Annotated in this window: 10 protein-coding genes; 9 read left to right on the plus strand and 1 reads right to left on the minus strand. The window is 44.7% G+C overall.

The genetic code is table 11. The features are described 5' to 3' along the window. Nucleotides 1-117: 117 nt before the first annotated feature. From D0T87_RS10860 to D0T87_RS10880, 5 genes are all read left to right on the plus strand, one after another. Nucleotides 118-1,641: a TolC family protein gene (locus D0T87_RS10860; RefSeq protein ID WP_163175146.1), complete on the plus strand. Its 1,524-nt coding sequence runs from the start codon at nt 118-120 to the stop codon at nt 1,639-1,641. 167 nt (nt 1,642-1,808) lie between these two features. After that, nucleotides 1,809-3,224 (plus strand): NEW3 domain-containing protein, encoded by a 1,416-nt coding sequence (locus D0T87_RS10865; protein ID WP_239063608.1) that lies wholly within the window; start codon nt 1,809-1,811, stop codon nt 3,222-3,224. A 133-nt stretch (nt 3,225-3,357) separates the two neighbouring features. After that, nucleotides 3,358-4,074 (plus strand): ABC transporter ATP-binding protein, encoded by a 717-nt coding sequence (locus tag D0T87_RS10870; RefSeq protein ID WP_163175147.1) that lies wholly within the window; start codon nt 3,358-3,360, stop codon nt 4,072-4,074. Next, nucleotides 4,071-5,618: an ABC transporter permease subunit gene (locus D0T87_RS10875; RefSeq protein ID WP_163175148.1), complete on the plus strand. Its 1,548-nt coding sequence runs from the start codon at nt 4,071-4,073 to the stop codon at nt 5,616-5,618. The genes D0T87_RS10870 and D0T87_RS10875 overlap by 4 nt, the downstream gene beginning before the upstream one ends. Nucleotides 5,619-5,635: 17 nt before the next feature. Next, a complete protein-coding gene (locus D0T87_RS10880) occupies nt 5,636-7,018 on the plus strand; it encodes an ABC transporter permease (RefSeq protein WP_163175149.1) in 1,383 nt (460 codons plus the stop codon). Nucleotides 7,019-7,074: 56 nt separating this feature from the next. Here the strand turns inward: D0T87_RS10880 and D0T87_RS10885 are convergent, their stop codons facing one another. Beyond that, nucleotides 7,075-8,547: a catalase gene (locus tag D0T87_RS10885; protein WP_163175150.1), complete on the minus strand. Its 1,473-nt coding sequence runs from the start codon at nt 8,545-8,547 to the stop codon at nt 7,075-7,077. Nucleotides 8,548-8,701: 154 nt separating this feature from the next. Between D0T87_RS10885 and D0T87_RS10890 the strand changes: the two genes are divergently transcribed. From D0T87_RS10890 to D0T87_RS10905, 4 genes are all read left to right on the plus strand, one after another. Further along, on the plus strand, nt 8,702-9,262 hold the full coding sequence (locus D0T87_RS10890) for an NAD(P)H-dependent oxidoreductase (RefSeq protein WP_163175151.1): 561 nt from the start codon (nt 8,702-8,704) through the stop codon (nt 9,260-9,262). Between the two features lie 574 nt (nt 9,263-9,836). Next, nucleotides 9,837-12,335 carry a sugar-binding domain-containing protein gene (locus D0T87_RS10895; RefSeq protein ID WP_163175152.1) on the plus strand — a complete coding sequence of 833 codons (2,499 nt, stop codon included), beginning with the start codon at nt 9,837-9,839 and terminating at the stop codon, nt 12,333-12,335. A gap of 96 nt (nt 12,336-12,431) precedes the next feature. Further along, a complete protein-coding gene (locus D0T87_RS10900; RefSeq protein ID WP_163175153.1) occupies nt 12,432-13,415 on the plus strand; it encodes a glycoside hydrolase family 43 protein in 984 nt (327 codons plus the stop codon). A 410-nt stretch (nt 13,416-13,825) separates the two neighbouring features. Beyond that, a complete protein-coding gene (locus tag D0T87_RS10905) occupies nt 13,826-16,204 on the plus strand; it encodes an alpha-L-arabinofuranosidase C-terminal domain-containing protein (protein ID WP_370526840.1) in 2,379 nt (792 codons plus the stop codon). Nucleotides 16,205-16,359 lie beyond the last annotated feature (155 nt).

The raw sequence follows: 16,359 nt of genomic DNA on the forward strand, positions 1-16,359 counted from the left end.
TAATCAGTGGGTTATGATTCTGGCACGATATTTGAACTATAGATTTACAGGTTAATCATTTGTATTATCCTATGGGTAACCATTTACCCATTGGTGCTATTTATCAAATACATGAAAATGAATAAAGTAAAGTATTCCCTGATATTCTTTTTGTTACTGATTGCAGGAACCTATTTACACGCTTCGGAAACATATAAGATTTCTTTTGATGAGGCTATCCGCATAGCATTGGGCGAAAGTTATACTGTAAAGTATCATAAGAAGGAAATAGATGCCACCCATTATTCCTATTTGTATACCAAGGCCGATTTTAAGCCGATGCTGGATTTTAACATGTTTACCCCTTCATGGAGCGAAAGCCTTCAAAGCATTTCCCAGGTCGATGGCTTGCCGGTTTACAACTCTGTGGGCTCCATGCAAATGGGTGGTAACCTTAGTTTTACTTATGTGCTGCCCACAGGTGGTAATTTTGCTTTCTCATCTAAAATGTATTGGGAGAACTACCGCACCACACTCTCTCAGAAAGATAATGAAGAACTGGAGCGCGACCAGGTGTATTCCCGGTTTGCACTTTCCTTTAACCAGCCCATCTTCACTACCAACCAATTGAAAGAGAATATGAAAGTAGCCCGGCTGGATTATCAGAAAAGTACCTGCTATTTTACACGCGTACAGATGGATATTGTGTATAACGTAGCAGCCAGCTTCTACGAAGTATACCAACTGGCTTATGAACTGAAAATAAACCAGGATCGACTTGAGAACTCGCGCGAAGCCTACCGGATCACCAAACTGAAACAAGAGACGGGAAACCTGCCCGAAGGCGAATTGCTGATTGCCGAAATCACTGTGTCGCAAAACGAAGCACGCGTGATGGAGAGTGAAGGAAAGCTGGAAACAGCCAAAGATGAATTCAAGTTGCTCATTGGCCTGGATTTGGTGAAGGATATTGAACTGGTAGCAGAAATGGAGTTTGAAACCTTCCTGATTGATATGCAACAAGCCATTGATGAGGCGCTGGCCAACCGGATGGAAATACAGGAAAATAACATTGATATTGAATTGCAGAAGATTGAAGTGAAGAGAGCCAAACGCGAAAGGGAGATCAAAGGAAATATATCTGCTTTCTATGATTTCACGGGGTTGAGTACACGAGACGGCGGATCGGTTGGTCAACTCGTCAATTCATCTTTTGATAATATGAAAGACCGCCCTTCCAACCGGGGTATTGCTTTTACCTTATCTTATCCCATAGCCGACTGGGGCAGATCGAAGAATCAAAAAAAGCGGGCAGAGATGCGTTTAAAGCAACAGGAACTCAATCTGGATAATACCAAGCGCGTTATTGAACGCGAAATTCGCGAGATTGTACGCAGCGTATACGAAGCCGAACGGAGATTCCGTATCAACCGGCGCAACCAAGAAGTGGCTATTGAAAGTTACCGTATCAGTCAGATGCGGTTTGAAAACGGAGATATGACAAGTCAGGAGTTATCTATTGAACAGGAACGCTTATCGCAGGTACAGTTGGCTTACATAGAAAGCTATATCACTTACAGGCTATCCGTAGCCAACCTGAACCGGAAAACCATGTTTGATTTTGAAAATAACAGAAGCTATTTGTTGGATAAAGAAATATAAGAAAACTGAATCACGGGGCATCTTTAGTTAAATTTTTAATTAAACAATTCATGATAGTAACCTTAAGTTTAAGCTGTGTAAATACGATAGTTTATATAATAAAAAATGGAGTGATGCCCCTGTGATTCAGTTTAATAGGTCTATTAAATAATTAAATATACATGATAATGAAACCATTCTACTACATGCTCGTTGCTTTTTTGCTGTTAGTCCCTTATGTCCATGCACAGGGCGATAGTGAAGCGGCTCTTTTATTAGATCTCAAGAAAACGCGGGCCGATTATGAAGTTGCCAAACAAAAGTTTGAGAACGACACGAAACTGTACAACGCTAAAGCCATTTCCGCCAATGACTATGACCGCTCTAAGAATGAGTTGTTGAGCAGGGAAGTGGACTATCAGAAGTTAATCCTGAAACTGATTTCCCAACAAAGCTACATTACCGTAGAGCGGGCCATTAAGTATCAGGATAAACGTGGAAACCGCAAGGTAAAGATCACACTGAAAAGTGCCCTCGAAGGTAACGAAGAATACCTTAACCAGTTTAAAGACCATTTTGATGTCTTTACACCCGAGATGCGCTCCGGAAAGATATATAACATTTATGTATCTTTGGTAGACAATGAATCGAAAACAATTATCGGTACCCCTTATGAGTACCGCGTCTCTTCCATTGAACTGGGGAAACTTGCCGATGCCGATTTCGAACTGCTCAAAGATGCCGAAAGCCTGACCGTTGCCCTAAACTACAACAACCGGAAAGACGAGAAGAACATTTATCTGAAGAAAGACGGCAGCATGAGCGTACTGGATATTGCTTCCATGCAATTCAGTCAGGAAACGGAACTGAATAATAAAGCTGTTTATGATATCACTCTTGAACGTTTCTCTACCACAGACGATGTCTACAGACTGGAAGTGAAAAACCTTCCCCGCCAGATCAGCTATGAATTTATGGATGGCGAAAGTAAGGTTACTCAGATCAGATTTGCACAGGGCGTAAACGTAAAAAAGCTATCTTTACAAGTATATTTACCGGATAGAGATGACAGCGAGGTGGTGATCGATCAACCGCTTAAGTTTCAGGTAGAAGCACTTACGGCTACCAATGGCGAAAAAGCCGGTAGCGAACAACTGGAGATCATTCCCCGGGGAAGAGGAAAAATAGAAGTACGTGCCAATAACCTATACCATGAAACCACCACCGGAAAAGAGGTGGCGATGGATGTAACCGTTCGTAACGGGGGCAGCCGGCGACTGGATAACATCCGGGTGACTACCGAAAAACCTCTTGGCTGGGAAACGGTGATTGAGCCGGCGTTAATCAGCAGCCTCGACCCCGAAAAGGAACAAGTCGTGAAAGTGAGCATCATTCCTCCTGAAGGAGGTGGGGTAGGTGCGCAAGAAGTGAAGATCAAAACAGAAGCCACCGCCGATAACCGAAAGGTAGATACGGAAGACAAGACAGTGCGCATACAGGTAAATGCCCAAACTTCCATCTGGGGAACCTTGTTTTTAATCTTGTTGTTAGTCGGCTTTATCGGCGGAGTAGTCTGGTTTGGTATGAAACTAAGCAAAAGATGATGAACGAATAAGTCAATGCATTATTCGCATAAGTCAACGCATTATTCGCATAACTCAATGCATTATTTGAATAACTCAATGCATTATCCGGAATATAAAAAGTATATATAAATAATAACTAATACACAATACGATGTTACAGGTAATAGATTTAACAAAGCGTTATGAAGATGGGTATTTGGCTCTCGATTCTCTGAATCTGGAAATCAAACCCGGTGAGATATTCTTCCTTCTGGGAGCAAACGGAGCAGGTAAAACAACTACCATCAACCTTTTGCTTAATTTCATTGAGCCTACCTCGGGTAAGGCTCTGGTAGATGGCATTGATGTGATGGAACAACCGCTGGAAACAAAGAATCATATTGCTTTTGTGTCTGAGAATGTGATGCTTTACGGTAACTTCACCGCCCGGCAAAACCTTGACTTCTTTGCTCACCTGGGAGGGAAAACAAACCTAACCAAAAACGATTATTATAATGTCATGCGCAGCGTCGGCCTGCAGGAAGAAGCTTTTGAACGCAAACTCAAAACATTCTCCAAAGGAATGCGCCAGAAAGTGGGACTGGCTATTGCCATCATAAAAGATGCCAATAACATTGTTATGGACGAACCCACCACGGGGCTCGATCCTAAAAGTGCGGCCGAACTTATGCAGTTATTAATCAATCTGCGCAACGAAGGCAAATCTATCCTGATGTGTACCCACGATCTTTTCCGTGCCAAAGCCGTAGCCGATAGAGTGGGGATTATGAAAGAAGGACGCCTGGTGATGCTTCGCACACGCGATGAGTTTCTACAGGATGATCTGGAGCGTATTTATCTGGACTATATGCAGGAGGCAATACTATGATTTGGTTGATAGCAAAAAAAGATTTCCTGCTGAACTTGCTTTCGGTCAGGTTTATCATCGGTTTTCTACTTTGTCTGGTCGTAATTCCGTTTACCATGGTGGTAAGTGTGGACGATTTTGAGAATCAGATGCGTATATATAAGATAGATAAGGAAGAAGCGGACAATCACTTCAAAGATTTGCGCGTGTACTCCGCTTTACGTCCAACGGTGGTGAAGGAACCCGAGGTGTTGAGCATCTTTAGTAAAGGTATATCTTCCAATATCGGTAATAAAACAAAAGTGATGTTAGGAGAATACCCGTTGTTCCCTACCGGCCAGACGTCTTTACGAGATAATCCGTTGCTGAATGCGTTCTTCTCACTCGATTTTGTAACTGTCATTGCCATACTGATTTCATTACTGGCGCTTATCTTCTCTTACGACTCCATTACCCGTGAGCGGGAGGACGGAACGATGAAGTTGGTTATGACCAATTCACTGAGCCGTATCTCCTTCCTATTTGGCAAGTTAACCGGAATGTTATTGACGCTGTTGCCCATCCTGATATTCTGTTACCTGTTGGCGTGCCTGATTATTGTTTTTAATCCGAATATAAGTCTGTCATACTCCGACTGGACGGGTATCGCCTTGTTGTTCATGACGTCCATCATCTATATGTTGGTCTTTATCCTGCTGGGTATGTTTATATCTTCGCTCACAACGCACTCTTCTTCATCTATAATCCTGTGCCTGTTGTGTTGGATTGGTTTTCTGTTTATTATACCCAATATGGCTACTTACTTGTCGCAGAGTATTTCGGAAACTCCTCTATATGGTAATGTGCAAACTGTTATAGAAGATTACAGGAAAGAATTCCATGCAGAGAAATCAAAATTACATGAACGATTGCGTAAAGAAGTTGGCGTGAAACAATTTTATTGGGATACTTATGATGGAGGTTATAATGACGGCTACGAAATGTTATCGAAAGGAATATGGGAGGTAGCAAGGATTCACCAGTTACAAAACACGTGGTCTGAGCCTTACCGGATCGACATGGCAGATAAGATATGGACCGTGCAAAAAGATTATCTGGATAAGCTCGAGAGACAGCAACACACTCAGAAGTATCTTTCGTGGTTATCTCCTTCCGAGTTATTTGCACAGGCCACCGATATGCTTTGCCGTACGGATGTTGAGTCTTTCTTTAAATATATGGAGAGCCAACGTATGTATCGCGAAACAATGATCCGGTTCTTTAAAGATAATAACCTGTTTAGTTCCTTCAGCTATTTCACTATTCAGCCCGAAAAGGACTTTCCTACCGAGCAGGAAATGGAAGATTTCCGGGCAAAGAAGGGGGGTAGAGGCTATCCGAAAGGTTATAATGTTTCGGACTTCCCGTCTATTAATACCGATAATGTTCCCCGGTATGCGTATGTAATGTCCTCCTCGGCTGATACGTTCAATGCAGCTTTAGGACGATTGACCGGATTACTGATTATTAGTATTCTATTGCTCTTAGGTACAATTGGTGTATTCCTGAAATATGATGTTCGGTAACTAAAAACTATAAAGCTATGTTTAAAATATTATTCATCAAAGAACTTCAGAATTATCTGTATAGCCTGCGCTTCCGGATATCTTTCATCATTGTTTTGGTGGTATTTGTGGTGGGTTCCATTTCATTTACTTCTTCTTTCAACGATGCCAGTGCAGGGTATCTGTTGCAGAAACAATCGGAGTTGGCCGAACGGGCGAAGAACGTAACCCGGCTGGCTACTACTCCGGATTATCATCTGACTCTGCCTCGTGATAACGGAATAATTGCCGATTGCAAAGAAAGTGTACTCCCCAATTTTTTCCAATATAATGGCTATGGTGTATTTGAATTCTCTGTACATAACAATGCGGTGAATCCGTTGTTGAAGCGTTCGGAGAGTCTGAATTGGGCATTTATTGTATCCATGTTCCTGAGCTTTGTTACGTTGCTTTTTTCTTTCGATTCCATCTCGGGCGAGAAAGAAGATCGCACGCTGGCCTTGGTCTTTTCCAACTCTGTATCGCGTAAGTCTTTTTTGTTAAGTAAGTTACTGAGTATTGTGACTGTGGTTTCGATCATGGCCGCTGTGGGTATGGTTGTTAGTTTGATTATGCTGGCTTTTTCGGGTAAAGTGTTAATGAATGCCGGTTTCTTCATGGAAGTTCTTGGTTTCTCATTGGTCAGCCTCTTATTTATAACGGTGTTTGCCTCGTTCGGATTGTTGTCGAGTGCCATTACCCGTTACTCCAATGTCAGTTTATTGGTTTCCCTTTGTTTTTGGTTATTCTCTGCGGTTATTATTCCGAATACCTCCGTATTTTGGGCCAATAAATTGTTTCCTATTCCCACAGCCGATAAGGTTCAACAAGCAATGAATGAAGAAGTGAGCGATATAAATAATAATGCCTCTCGAAAGAGTTTTTCGACATCGGGCGATCCGTTCTATCCTCGTCATGAATTACGTGCCGAGCGGGTGATGAATATAATGAACGCCCGAAAGAAACATGCTGATGCTTATTACCAACAGATGTTCCAGCAGTTCGAGAAAACAAGAAACTTTACGCTGATTTCTCCTATTGCACAGTTCGAATACATCAACGAAGCATTTCTGGGAGGTGGTTATCTGCGCTTTAAGAAAAACTGGAACGATTTACACATCTTTCAGGAACAGTTTCTGCAATGGTTTAAGGATATTGATGCCAAAGACCCCAAAAGTCCGCATTGGTATAATCCGTTCGAAGATTTGTCGACCAGCAGACAAGAGGTAGCTGTAGATCAGGTGCCCCGCTATCAGGAAAAGATAGCTCCGTTCTCTCAGCGTTTTCAGTTTATAGCCGGTTATCTGATAACAATGATAGTAATGATTGCTTTATTCTTTGGCTTTTGTTTCTATTTCTTTGTAAGGTATGATGTAAGGTAAGTTATACTAACCATTATCTTTGCATTGGGCGGTTCGCGAACCGCCCAATGTAATACTTATATCCTATCCGGTGCTGCCAACGCTTCTTCCAGGCTGATGCCCAGTGCTTTCGCTACACCTTCTCCATAAGCCTTATCTGCCTTGTAGCAGTTACGAGTATGGCGTTGCTTAACAAACAACTCCGAATCGCCCATGGCGCGGGCTGTGTTTTCGCAAGTAATCTGTTTGTCTTCATCAGATAACAATCTCCACAGATCGCCCGGCTGAGTATAGTAATCGCTATCATACTCGCGTTCGTTGTAATTAAAGATATCGCCGTTAGCTTTGTATGGAGGTTCTTTAAGTTCGGGAGAGTCCTGCCATTCACCATAGCTGTTTGGCTCGTATCCTTTGGCTGCACCGTAGTTTCCGTCTACACGCATCTGTCCATCGCGATGGTAAGCATGGAACGGGCAGCGGGGTTGGTTCACAGGGATAGAGTAGTGGTTCACGCCCAGGCGGTAGCGCTGTGCATCGCCATAGGAGAAGAGACGGCCTTGCAGCATCTTATCGGGAGAGAAACCGATGCCTTCTACGGTGTTGATTGGGTTGAAGGCGGCTTGCTCTACATCTGCGAAATAGTTCTCAGGGTTGCGGTTCAGTTCCAATACACCTACTTCCTGCAAGGGGTATTCTTTTTGTGACCATACCTTAGTCAGGTCGAAAGGATTCATCTCGTGCTTATCTGCCTGCTCCACCGTCATGGTTTGGATATACATGGTCCATCTTGGGAAATCGCCTTTCTCAATCGCATTAAACAAGTCTCTTTGGTGTGACTCACGGTCTTTACCTACGATCATTTCTGCTTCCTGATCGGTGAGGTTCTTGATGCCCTGTTGTGTTTTAAAGTGGAATTTCACCCAGATACGTTCATTCTTGTCATTATAGAAGCTATAGGTATGACTGCCGAATCCGTGCATGTGGCGGTAAGAATAAGGAATACCACGCGGGCTCATGGTGATAGTCACCTGATGGAGCGCTTCGGGAAGTGAAGTCCAGAAGTCCCAGTTGTTGTTGGCACTACGCATGTTAGTTTTAGGATCACGTTTGATGGCGTGGTTCAGATCGGGGAATTTCAGCGGGTCGCGCAGGAAGAATACCGGGGTATTATTACCTACCAAATCCCAGTTACCCTCCTCGGTATAGAACTTCATGGCAAATCCACGGATGTCGCGCTCTGCATCGGCTGCTCCTCTCTCTCCGGCAACGGTCGAGAAACGTACAAAACAATCGGTCTTCTTTCCAACTTCTTTGAAAATAGAAGCGCGGGTGTACCTGGTGATGTCATGTGTAACGGTAAATGTACCAAATGCTCCTGAGCCTTTGGCATGCATACGACGTTCGGGAATAACCTCTCTGTCGAAGTGAGCCAGCTTTTCAAGAAACCAGGGGTCTTGTAATAATACTTGTCCGCGAGGACCTACTGTCTGAATGTTTTGATTGTCGGCAACCGGACGGCCGTTCGCTGCTGTCAACTTTTTCTTTTCCATAAATAATAGTTGTTGTGTGAGATATGTTAGTAGTAATTTAAGTTTTTCCCGTAATCATAATTTTAAAACAATTTGATGCTGAATATTGTTTATTGGTGGAGAGGGTTTTTCTCGTCAAAAGTGATTTTCAAACATTATAAGATATATTAAGCATATGAATAAAGAGTTAGGTCATGTTGTGATTCTTGTGGCGCATCCTAATCTGCGGGAATCAAGCGCCAACAAAGAGCTGTTGGATACTGTAAAGGAGATAGACAATGTTTCGGTGTACAATCTTTATGAAGAAAAAGATGAAACGTTCAATGCCGACGAATGGAGTCGTGTCCTGACGGATGCTTCGGCACTTGTTTTCCAGTTTCCTTTTCACTGGATGTCTGCACCCTATATGCTGAAACGCTGGGAAGACGAGGTGCTGACCCAACTGGCCCGTACTCCTTCCATAGCCGGAAAACCTTTGATGGTAGTGGTTACCACGGGTTCCGAAAGTGACGCATACAGAAGCGGAGGCAGAAACCGTTTTACTGTCGACGAGTTGCTGCGCCCTTATCAGGCTTCGGCCATCCTTTCGGGCATGGTGTGGCAAACGCCTTTAATCATTTATGGTACGGGAAATGAAGACCCTGCCAAAAACATAGCGCAAGGAGCCATTCAATACAGAAAAGCAGTGGACGAACTCCTGAGAGACAAATCTCTTATGAGCGTAGTAACCTGGTAACAGCGAGCCGCTGCACCCAGGTTTCCATGCGGATGGATGGTAAATAGGGTCCTGTTCGGAGTTATGCTTCGGACGGGACTTTTTTGTTCTTTTTTGCGGGGTCAAACGGAGCACTGTCTTAATGAGGTTCAGCCAGTAGTTCAATGTTCCCCGGGCATAGGCTGAATCTCCTTCAGGCAGTAGGGCAATGTCATGCATCCAGTAGATCAATCTGATTTAGCCAGTGCATTAGCTGGATTGATCCAGTACATGAGTCAGATTCATCCAGTGCCTCAGCTAGATTGATCCAGTGCCTCAGCCCGGCTCAGGCACTGGATGAGCATCGCTGAGCCAGTGCGTCATTTCTTAGTGAATTAAACACGCTAATCCACCTCCCGGATGGGTCCCTTTTTACCTGAACCAGGAACCGAAACCACGAATACGACCTGTTTTCATGCATGATGAACGATTATCAATCCTTTTTGAATTATAATTGTCCCTATGCTGACTGGAGATATACTATTTTTGCACTTAAAGATTAAGCAGTTACTTCTACACTTTCGTATGATATGATGTGCAATATAAATTTGAAACCATGAATTTTAGAAAAACCTTTTTGTTTACGCTGTTCACTCTATTGATTCTACCTGCAATGGGACAGGTGTCCTTCGGTCAACCGGAAAAGATCAATGATGGATGGAAATTCTTTTTGGGTGACGCATCCGAAGCTCAGGCACCCGCATTTAACGACAACAAATGGAAAAACATCGATTTACCCCACGACTGGAGTGTACGCGGACAGCTTAGCCCTACGCTTGCCAGTGCCACGGGCTACCTGCCGGGTGGAATCGGTTGGTACCGCAAAGTACTGAATATCCCCCGCGATAAACAAGACGAAAAGGTATATCTTTATTTCGAAGGCGTGTACAACCGTAGCGAAGTCTTTATAAACGGACACTCCCTGGGCAAACGCCCCAACGGATATATCTCCTTTATGTACGACGCCACTCCTTATATAAAATATGGAGAAGACAACCTGATCGCCGTACGTGTTGACCATAGCCAGTCGGCCGACTCGCGCTGGTACACCGGATCGGGCATCTACCGCAACGTATGGGCCGTATACGCCCACCCGGTACATATTGCCCAATGGGGCGTATATGCTTATCCAAAGTCCGTTTCGAAAAATCAAGCCACCATAAGTGTCCAAGTAGAGCTGGAAAACAGTACAGCAGAAAAAGCGAATCTGACCATTAACAACGAACTCCTTTCACCAGAAGGAAAAGTCATAGCCCGGAACAGCAAGAAGTTGGCGTTACCGGCCAATGGCAGCAATAAAATGGCTGTAGATTTGAAGGTGTCCAATCCTAAACTCTGGAGCATAGATACCCCCGATTTATATCAGCTAAAGACCACCGTAACCCGCGATGGTAAAGTAATAGACCAAACCGTGACCACAACCGGTATCCGTTCATTGACATTCGACCCCAATAAAGGATTTGCCCTCAACGGGAAGTGGATGAAAGTCAAAGGCGTCTGCCTGCACCACGATGCCGGTGTCCTGGGCTCGGCCGTACCTCGCGATGTCTGGAAAAGACGTCTGCTGACTCTAAAACAAGTAGGCTGTAACGCCATTCGCACCAGCCACAACCCGCAAGCCCCTGATTTATACAGCCTTTGCGATGAACTCGGACTACTCGTTATGAACGAAGCCTACGATGAATGGGAATTCCCGAAGCGCAAGTGGCTCGAAGGATGGAACGTGGGCACCCCCGGTTTCCAGGGCAATTATGACTTCTTCGAAGAATGGGGCGAGAAAGACCTGGCCGATATGGTCCGTCGCGACCGTAACCACATCTCCATTTTTGCATGGAGCATAGGCAATGAAGTAGACTATCCGAACGACCCCTACTCACATCCCGTATTAGGTGGTGAAAAGTCCGGTGGATTTACACAAGCCTCTTACGGCGGCTATAACCCCGATGCTCCCGATGCCATGCGTCTTGGAGCCATAGCCAAACGCCTTGTAGCTGTGGTGAAGAAGTACGACACTTCACGTCCAACCACTGCCGGACTGGCCGGTGTGGCCATGTCCAACGAAACCGAATACCCCGGAGCAGTCGATATTGCCGGATACAACTATACAGAAAGTTTCTATATCAAAGACCATGAAAAATACCCCAACCGTGTCATCTTCGGAAGCGAAAACCGTCACGAACTCGCTGCCTGGAAAGCCGTGAGAGACAACGAACACATCTTCGGGCAATTCCTTTGGACGGGCATTGACTACCTGGGCGAATCCGGCAGATGGCCCTCCCGAGGTTTCTACTCCGGTTTGCTGGACTTCGGTGGATTTATTAAACCTCGCGGATACTTCCGTCAATCCATCTGGACTGATACGCCAATGGCCTATCTGGGCACTTACCCCACACCCGGAAAAGGTAGCCGTAGCCAGATGAAAGATGTATGGTCGCAGTTGGATGCAGCCAACGAAAAGAACTACGAAGAGAAAGTCCCATCAATGGATGCATGGTCGATATGGAATTATGAAGAAGGACAATCCATTCGCGTAGTATGCTATACCAATGCCGCTAAAGCCCGCCTGGAACTAAACGGAAAGGAAGTAGGCAAGTTGCAAGACTATAATGACAATACCGGCATCATCTATTGGGATATCCCATATCAGCCAGGCAAACTGGAAGTCATTGGGTTGGATAAAGACAATCAGGAAGTTTCCCGTTATGCCATTCGCTCCTCCAAACGCCCTTATGCGCTTACCATCGAACGTATCGAAAAGCAAATAAGTAAAGATAAAGGGCTTGCGCAGGTACTTGTACAAGTTGTCGATGAAGATGGGCTTCCGGTAATGCTTTCCGATAACGAAATCACCTGCCAGATCGTAGGGCCAGCCAGATTGTTAGGCATGGAAGCCGGGAACAACGAAGATATGACCGATTATACGGATAACGTACAGCGCGTATTCCACGGGCATATCCTGACGTATCTGCAAGCCACAGGCGAAGCCGGACAATTCAAATTGCGATTTACCTCTCCCTGGCTGAAACCGGTGGAGGCAACCATAGACATTTATTAGTAGTTAGTAGCTAGAAGTTAGTAGTTAGGCCAGTGGAACGATGCTGCATAACTCCTTACTTCTAGCTTCTTACTTCTTACTTCTAATTCAAAAACAATGCACCCAAATACAAATCTCATTCTTACTCTTCTGGCAGCCTTGCTTATTTTGAACACAAGCTGCTCCGGTAAAAGTAGTGAAAAGGAGCCTTATGTGGCCTACCTTTTCACCTACTTTACCGGCAACCGGATAGATGAAGAAGCCGTTCGTTATGCTATTAGCCATGACGGATACAACTACAAAGCCCTGAATCAGAATCAACCGGTTATCGATTCAGAGGTGATAAGTTCAACCGGTGGAGTACGCGATCCGCACATCCTACGTTGTGAGGATGGAGAAACCTTCTACATGGTACTCACCGATATGGTATCTGCCAACGGATGGAGTTCCAACCGTGCCATGATCCTGTTGAAATCTACCGACTTAATTAACTGGACATCCAACATAATCAATATCCAGCAGAAATACGAAGAACAGGAAGATCTGTTGCGCGTATGGGCACCACAGACCGTATACGACCATGAAGCCGGCAAATACATGGTTTACTGGTCGATGAAACATGGCGATGGTCCGGATATCATTTACTATGCTTATGCCAATCCGGAATTTACAGATATCGAAGGCAAGCCCGCTATTCTGTTCTTCCCTCAAAATGGAAAGTCCTGCATAGATGGCGACATTATCTATAAAGACGGAATCTATCACCTATTCTATAAAACCGAAGGCGATGGCAATGGTATAAAGAAAGCTACTACCACCTCATTAACCTCAGGTGGTTGGGTAGAATCCGATGACTACAAACAGCAAACCAAAGAAGCTGTTGAGGGATCAAGCGTATTCAAGCTGATAAACTCAGATACCTATATACTTATGTATGACGTATATATGAAAGGTTCCTATCAGTTTACAGAAAGTACAGATCTGGAACACTTCAAGGTTATCGACCATCAGATATCAATGGATTTCCATCCTCGTCACGGAACGGTTATTCCGATTACACAAAAAGAACTTAAGACTTTAACAGATAAGTTTTCTCATTAACTGTAGGGGCGGTTCGTGAACCGCCCAATACACAGAATACACAGAAAATCATTGTCGGGCGGTTCGCGAACCGCCCCTACGGTGAATAATTTAAATATTATCATTACCTTTGTGTGTACAAAGTACACTAATATTCCTTTATCTACTTGAATACCATGAAACGAAAGACACTCTTACTTACTTGCTTTATTTTGGCCCAGTGCTTAACTTCTGCTTACGCCGGACTTAAAGAAATCTGCAACGAACCCGATTCCGCTTATCTTTTTGCTTATGCAACCTCAAAGAATAACGACCACAACGGATTGCATTTCGCCTGGAGCCAGTGCCTGACTGAAGACGATTGGCATCCGATTGGCCCCGAACACAGCTTCCTGAAATCCGATTACGGCGCCTGGGGACGGGATAAGCGAATGATTAACCCAGTGCTGTTTAAAGGCAATGACGGACTCTGGCATTGTGTATGGACGCTGAATGAACAAGATGGAGTTATTGCCCATGCTGCTTCTGCCGATCTGGTGAACTGGAAGCGGCAGTCATATCCCACAGTCATGCCCGGCGGCAACTGTCATGGCATTGAGGTTAGTAACTTTCCCAACAAAGAAAGATCTCCCAACGACTATTTTGTAACCTGGGTGAACGATAAGAAAGGAGAGAAGAGAGTTTACTGCGCCACAACCACCGACTTCAAAACATTCTCTCCTGTTCGCAGAGGAGATGATGAAGGCTCTCGTTGGAACCAACGTATCTGCCACACTGTTCTGGATGGTTTCTACGCTGGAACAGCACATAAAGTATCCTGGGATGTTATAGACAACCTTATCAAAGCCCAACAAGTGGCAGCTCATAGAAGTCGTCTGTTTGGCGAAACCACCAAAGAAGACCCTATCCGTTTTGCCTCCCTCAAACCAGTAGAAGCAACCCTTACTGTCGATGCCTCCGAAAGCAAAACCATAAGCGATCTGCTGATCGGGATATTCTTTGAAGATATTAACTATGCTGCCGACGGCGGACTGTATGCCGAGCTTATTCAGAACCGCGGATTCGAATATGACCTGACAGATAAACAAGGTCGTGACCAAACATGGGACCACTACAAAGCCTGGACACTGAAAGGTGATAAAGCAACCTTTACCATAGATACAATTACCCCTTTGCACCCAAACAATAAACATTATGCCAAACTTGAAATAAACCAGCCGGGAGCAGCACTACTGAACGAAGGCTTTAACGGCATCCCGCTGAAGAATGGCGATAAATACTACTTCTCCCTGTTTAGTCGTATGCTTGATGGTAAAGGTGGAAGGCTGACCATTCGCCTGGTCGATGGGAATGGCAATATCTGTGCATCATCATCCATTAACGCGTCATCTGCCAAATGGAAGAAACAAGAAATTGTATTGACTTCAAAAGCTACTGCCCACGATGCCAAACTGGAAATCATTCCGGAATTTGCAGGAACCGTGGCACTGGATATGATCTCATTGTTCCCACAAAAAACATTCAAAGGACGTCGTAACGGCCTGCGCCCGGACCTGGCGCAAGTCCTTGCCGATATGAATCCTCGCTTTGTCCGTTTCCCCGGGGGATGCGTTGCTCATGGTAACGGACTGGAAAATATCTACCACTGGAAGAACACCATCGGTTCATTAGAAGCTCGCAAGCCTCAGCGTAACCTTTGGAACTATCACCAAACAGCCGGGCTGGGATATTTCGAATACTTCCAGTTCTGCGAAGATATCGGTGCCGAACCCGTACCGGTTGTAGCTGCCGGTGTTCCTTGTCAGAACTCTTCGTGTGGTGGCAACGGACAGCAAGGTGGTATCCCTATGTGCCAAATGGGCGATTATGTGCAAGATATCCTTGATTTGATTGAATGGGCCAATGGAGATACAAAAACTAAATGGGGTAAACTGCGTGCAGAGGCCGGTCATCCGAAACCATTCAATCTGAAATACATCGGTGTAGGAAACGAAGACCTGATTACCGATATCTTCGAAGAGCGTTTTACCATGATCTACAATGCCGTAAAGGAAAAACACCCCGAAATAACCGTTATCGGTACCGTGGGGCCTTTCTCCGAAGGCACCGACTATGTAGAAGGATGGGATATAGCCACAAAACTCGGTGTGCCTATGGTCGATGAACATTACTATCAACCACCAGGATGGTTTATCTACAATCAGGACTATTATGACAAATATGACCGCAACAAATCTAAAGTATATTTGGGCGAATATGCTGCCCATTTGCCCGGACGTCCGGTTAACATTGAAACAGCCCTTGCCGAGGCTTTGTACCTGACTACCGTAGAACGTAACGGCGATGTTGTGGCTATGACTTCTTACGCACCGTTATTGGCAAAAGAGGGCTTTACGCAGTGGAACCCGGATTTGATTTATTTCAATAATACGGAAGTTAAACCAACCGTAGGTTATTATGTTCAACAGCTTTATGGTCTAAACTCCGGCGATACGTATTTGTCCGGTAGATTGAACGTAGCTACCGACCGGGAGGAGGTACGCAAACGTATAGCAACCTCGGTGGTACGCGATAGTAAAACAAATGAGGTCATAATCAAAATGGTAAACCTGTTACCGGTATCAGTAAAATCTGCTGTTAAACTAGATCATATCAATTTACCGGAAACTACAGCCTCAGTAGCTTTGCTTACAGGAAAACCGGATGATAAAACGGCAAAACCCGTAACCTCTACAATGACTATATCGAACGAGTTTACATACGAGATGCCGGCTTACTCGTTTGTGGTGATCCGGGCGCAAGCGCAGTAATTGCGAAGCTGAATAAAAGCATTAATGAGGGTGTGTCTATGACACACCCCTATTAATCCTGAGTTTGGCGCTGGGACACCCAAATCAAAATCCGAACATTTTGGCAAGCGCTTTTTGCTCTTCGGATAGAAGCAGTACTCTTTTTATAGTCCTAC

This window comes from Bacteroides sp. 51 (genome assembly GCF_010500965.1).
In the GTDB taxonomy this organism is placed as follows: domain Bacteria; phylum Bacteroidota; class Bacteroidia; order Bacteroidales; family Bacteroidaceae; genus Bacteroides.

Bases quoted from the DNA above. Each gene is read 5' to 3' on its own strand.
- D0T87_RS10860 (WP_163175146.1), top strand. From the start codon at position 118: ATGAATAAAGTAAAGTATTCCCTGATATTCTTTTTGTTACTGATTGCA.
- D0T87_RS10865 (WP_239063608.1), top strand. From the start codon at position 1,809: ATGAAACCATTCTACTACATGCTCGTTGCTTTTTTGCTGTTAGTCCCT.
- D0T87_RS10870 (WP_163175147.1), top strand. From the start codon at position 3,358: ATGTTACAGGTAATAGATTTAACAAAGCGTTATGAAGATGGGTATTTG.
- D0T87_RS10875 (WP_163175148.1), top strand. From the start codon at position 4,071: ATGATTTGGTTGATAGCAAAAAAAGATTTCCTGCTGAACTTGCTTTCG.
- D0T87_RS10880 (WP_163175149.1), top strand. From the start codon at position 5,636: ATGTTTAAAATATTATTCATCAAAGAACTTCAGAATTATCTGTATAGC.
- D0T87_RS10885 (WP_163175150.1), bottom strand. From the start codon at position 8,547: ATGGAAAAGAAAAAGTTGACAGCAGCGAACGGCCGTCCGGTTGCCGAC.
- D0T87_RS10890 (WP_163175151.1), top strand. From the start codon at position 8,702: ATGAATAAAGAGTTAGGTCATGTTGTGATTCTTGTGGCGCATCCTAAT.
- D0T87_RS10895 (WP_163175152.1), top strand. From the start codon at position 9,837: ATGAATTTTAGAAAAACCTTTTTGTTTACGCTGTTCACTCTATTGATT.
- D0T87_RS10900 (WP_163175153.1), top strand. From the start codon at position 12,432: ATGCACCCAAATACAAATCTCATTCTTACTCTTCTGGCAGCCTTGCTT.
- D0T87_RS10905 (WP_370526840.1), top strand. From the start codon at position 13,826: ATGATTAACCCAGTGCTGTTTAAAGGCAATGACGGACTCTGGCATTGT.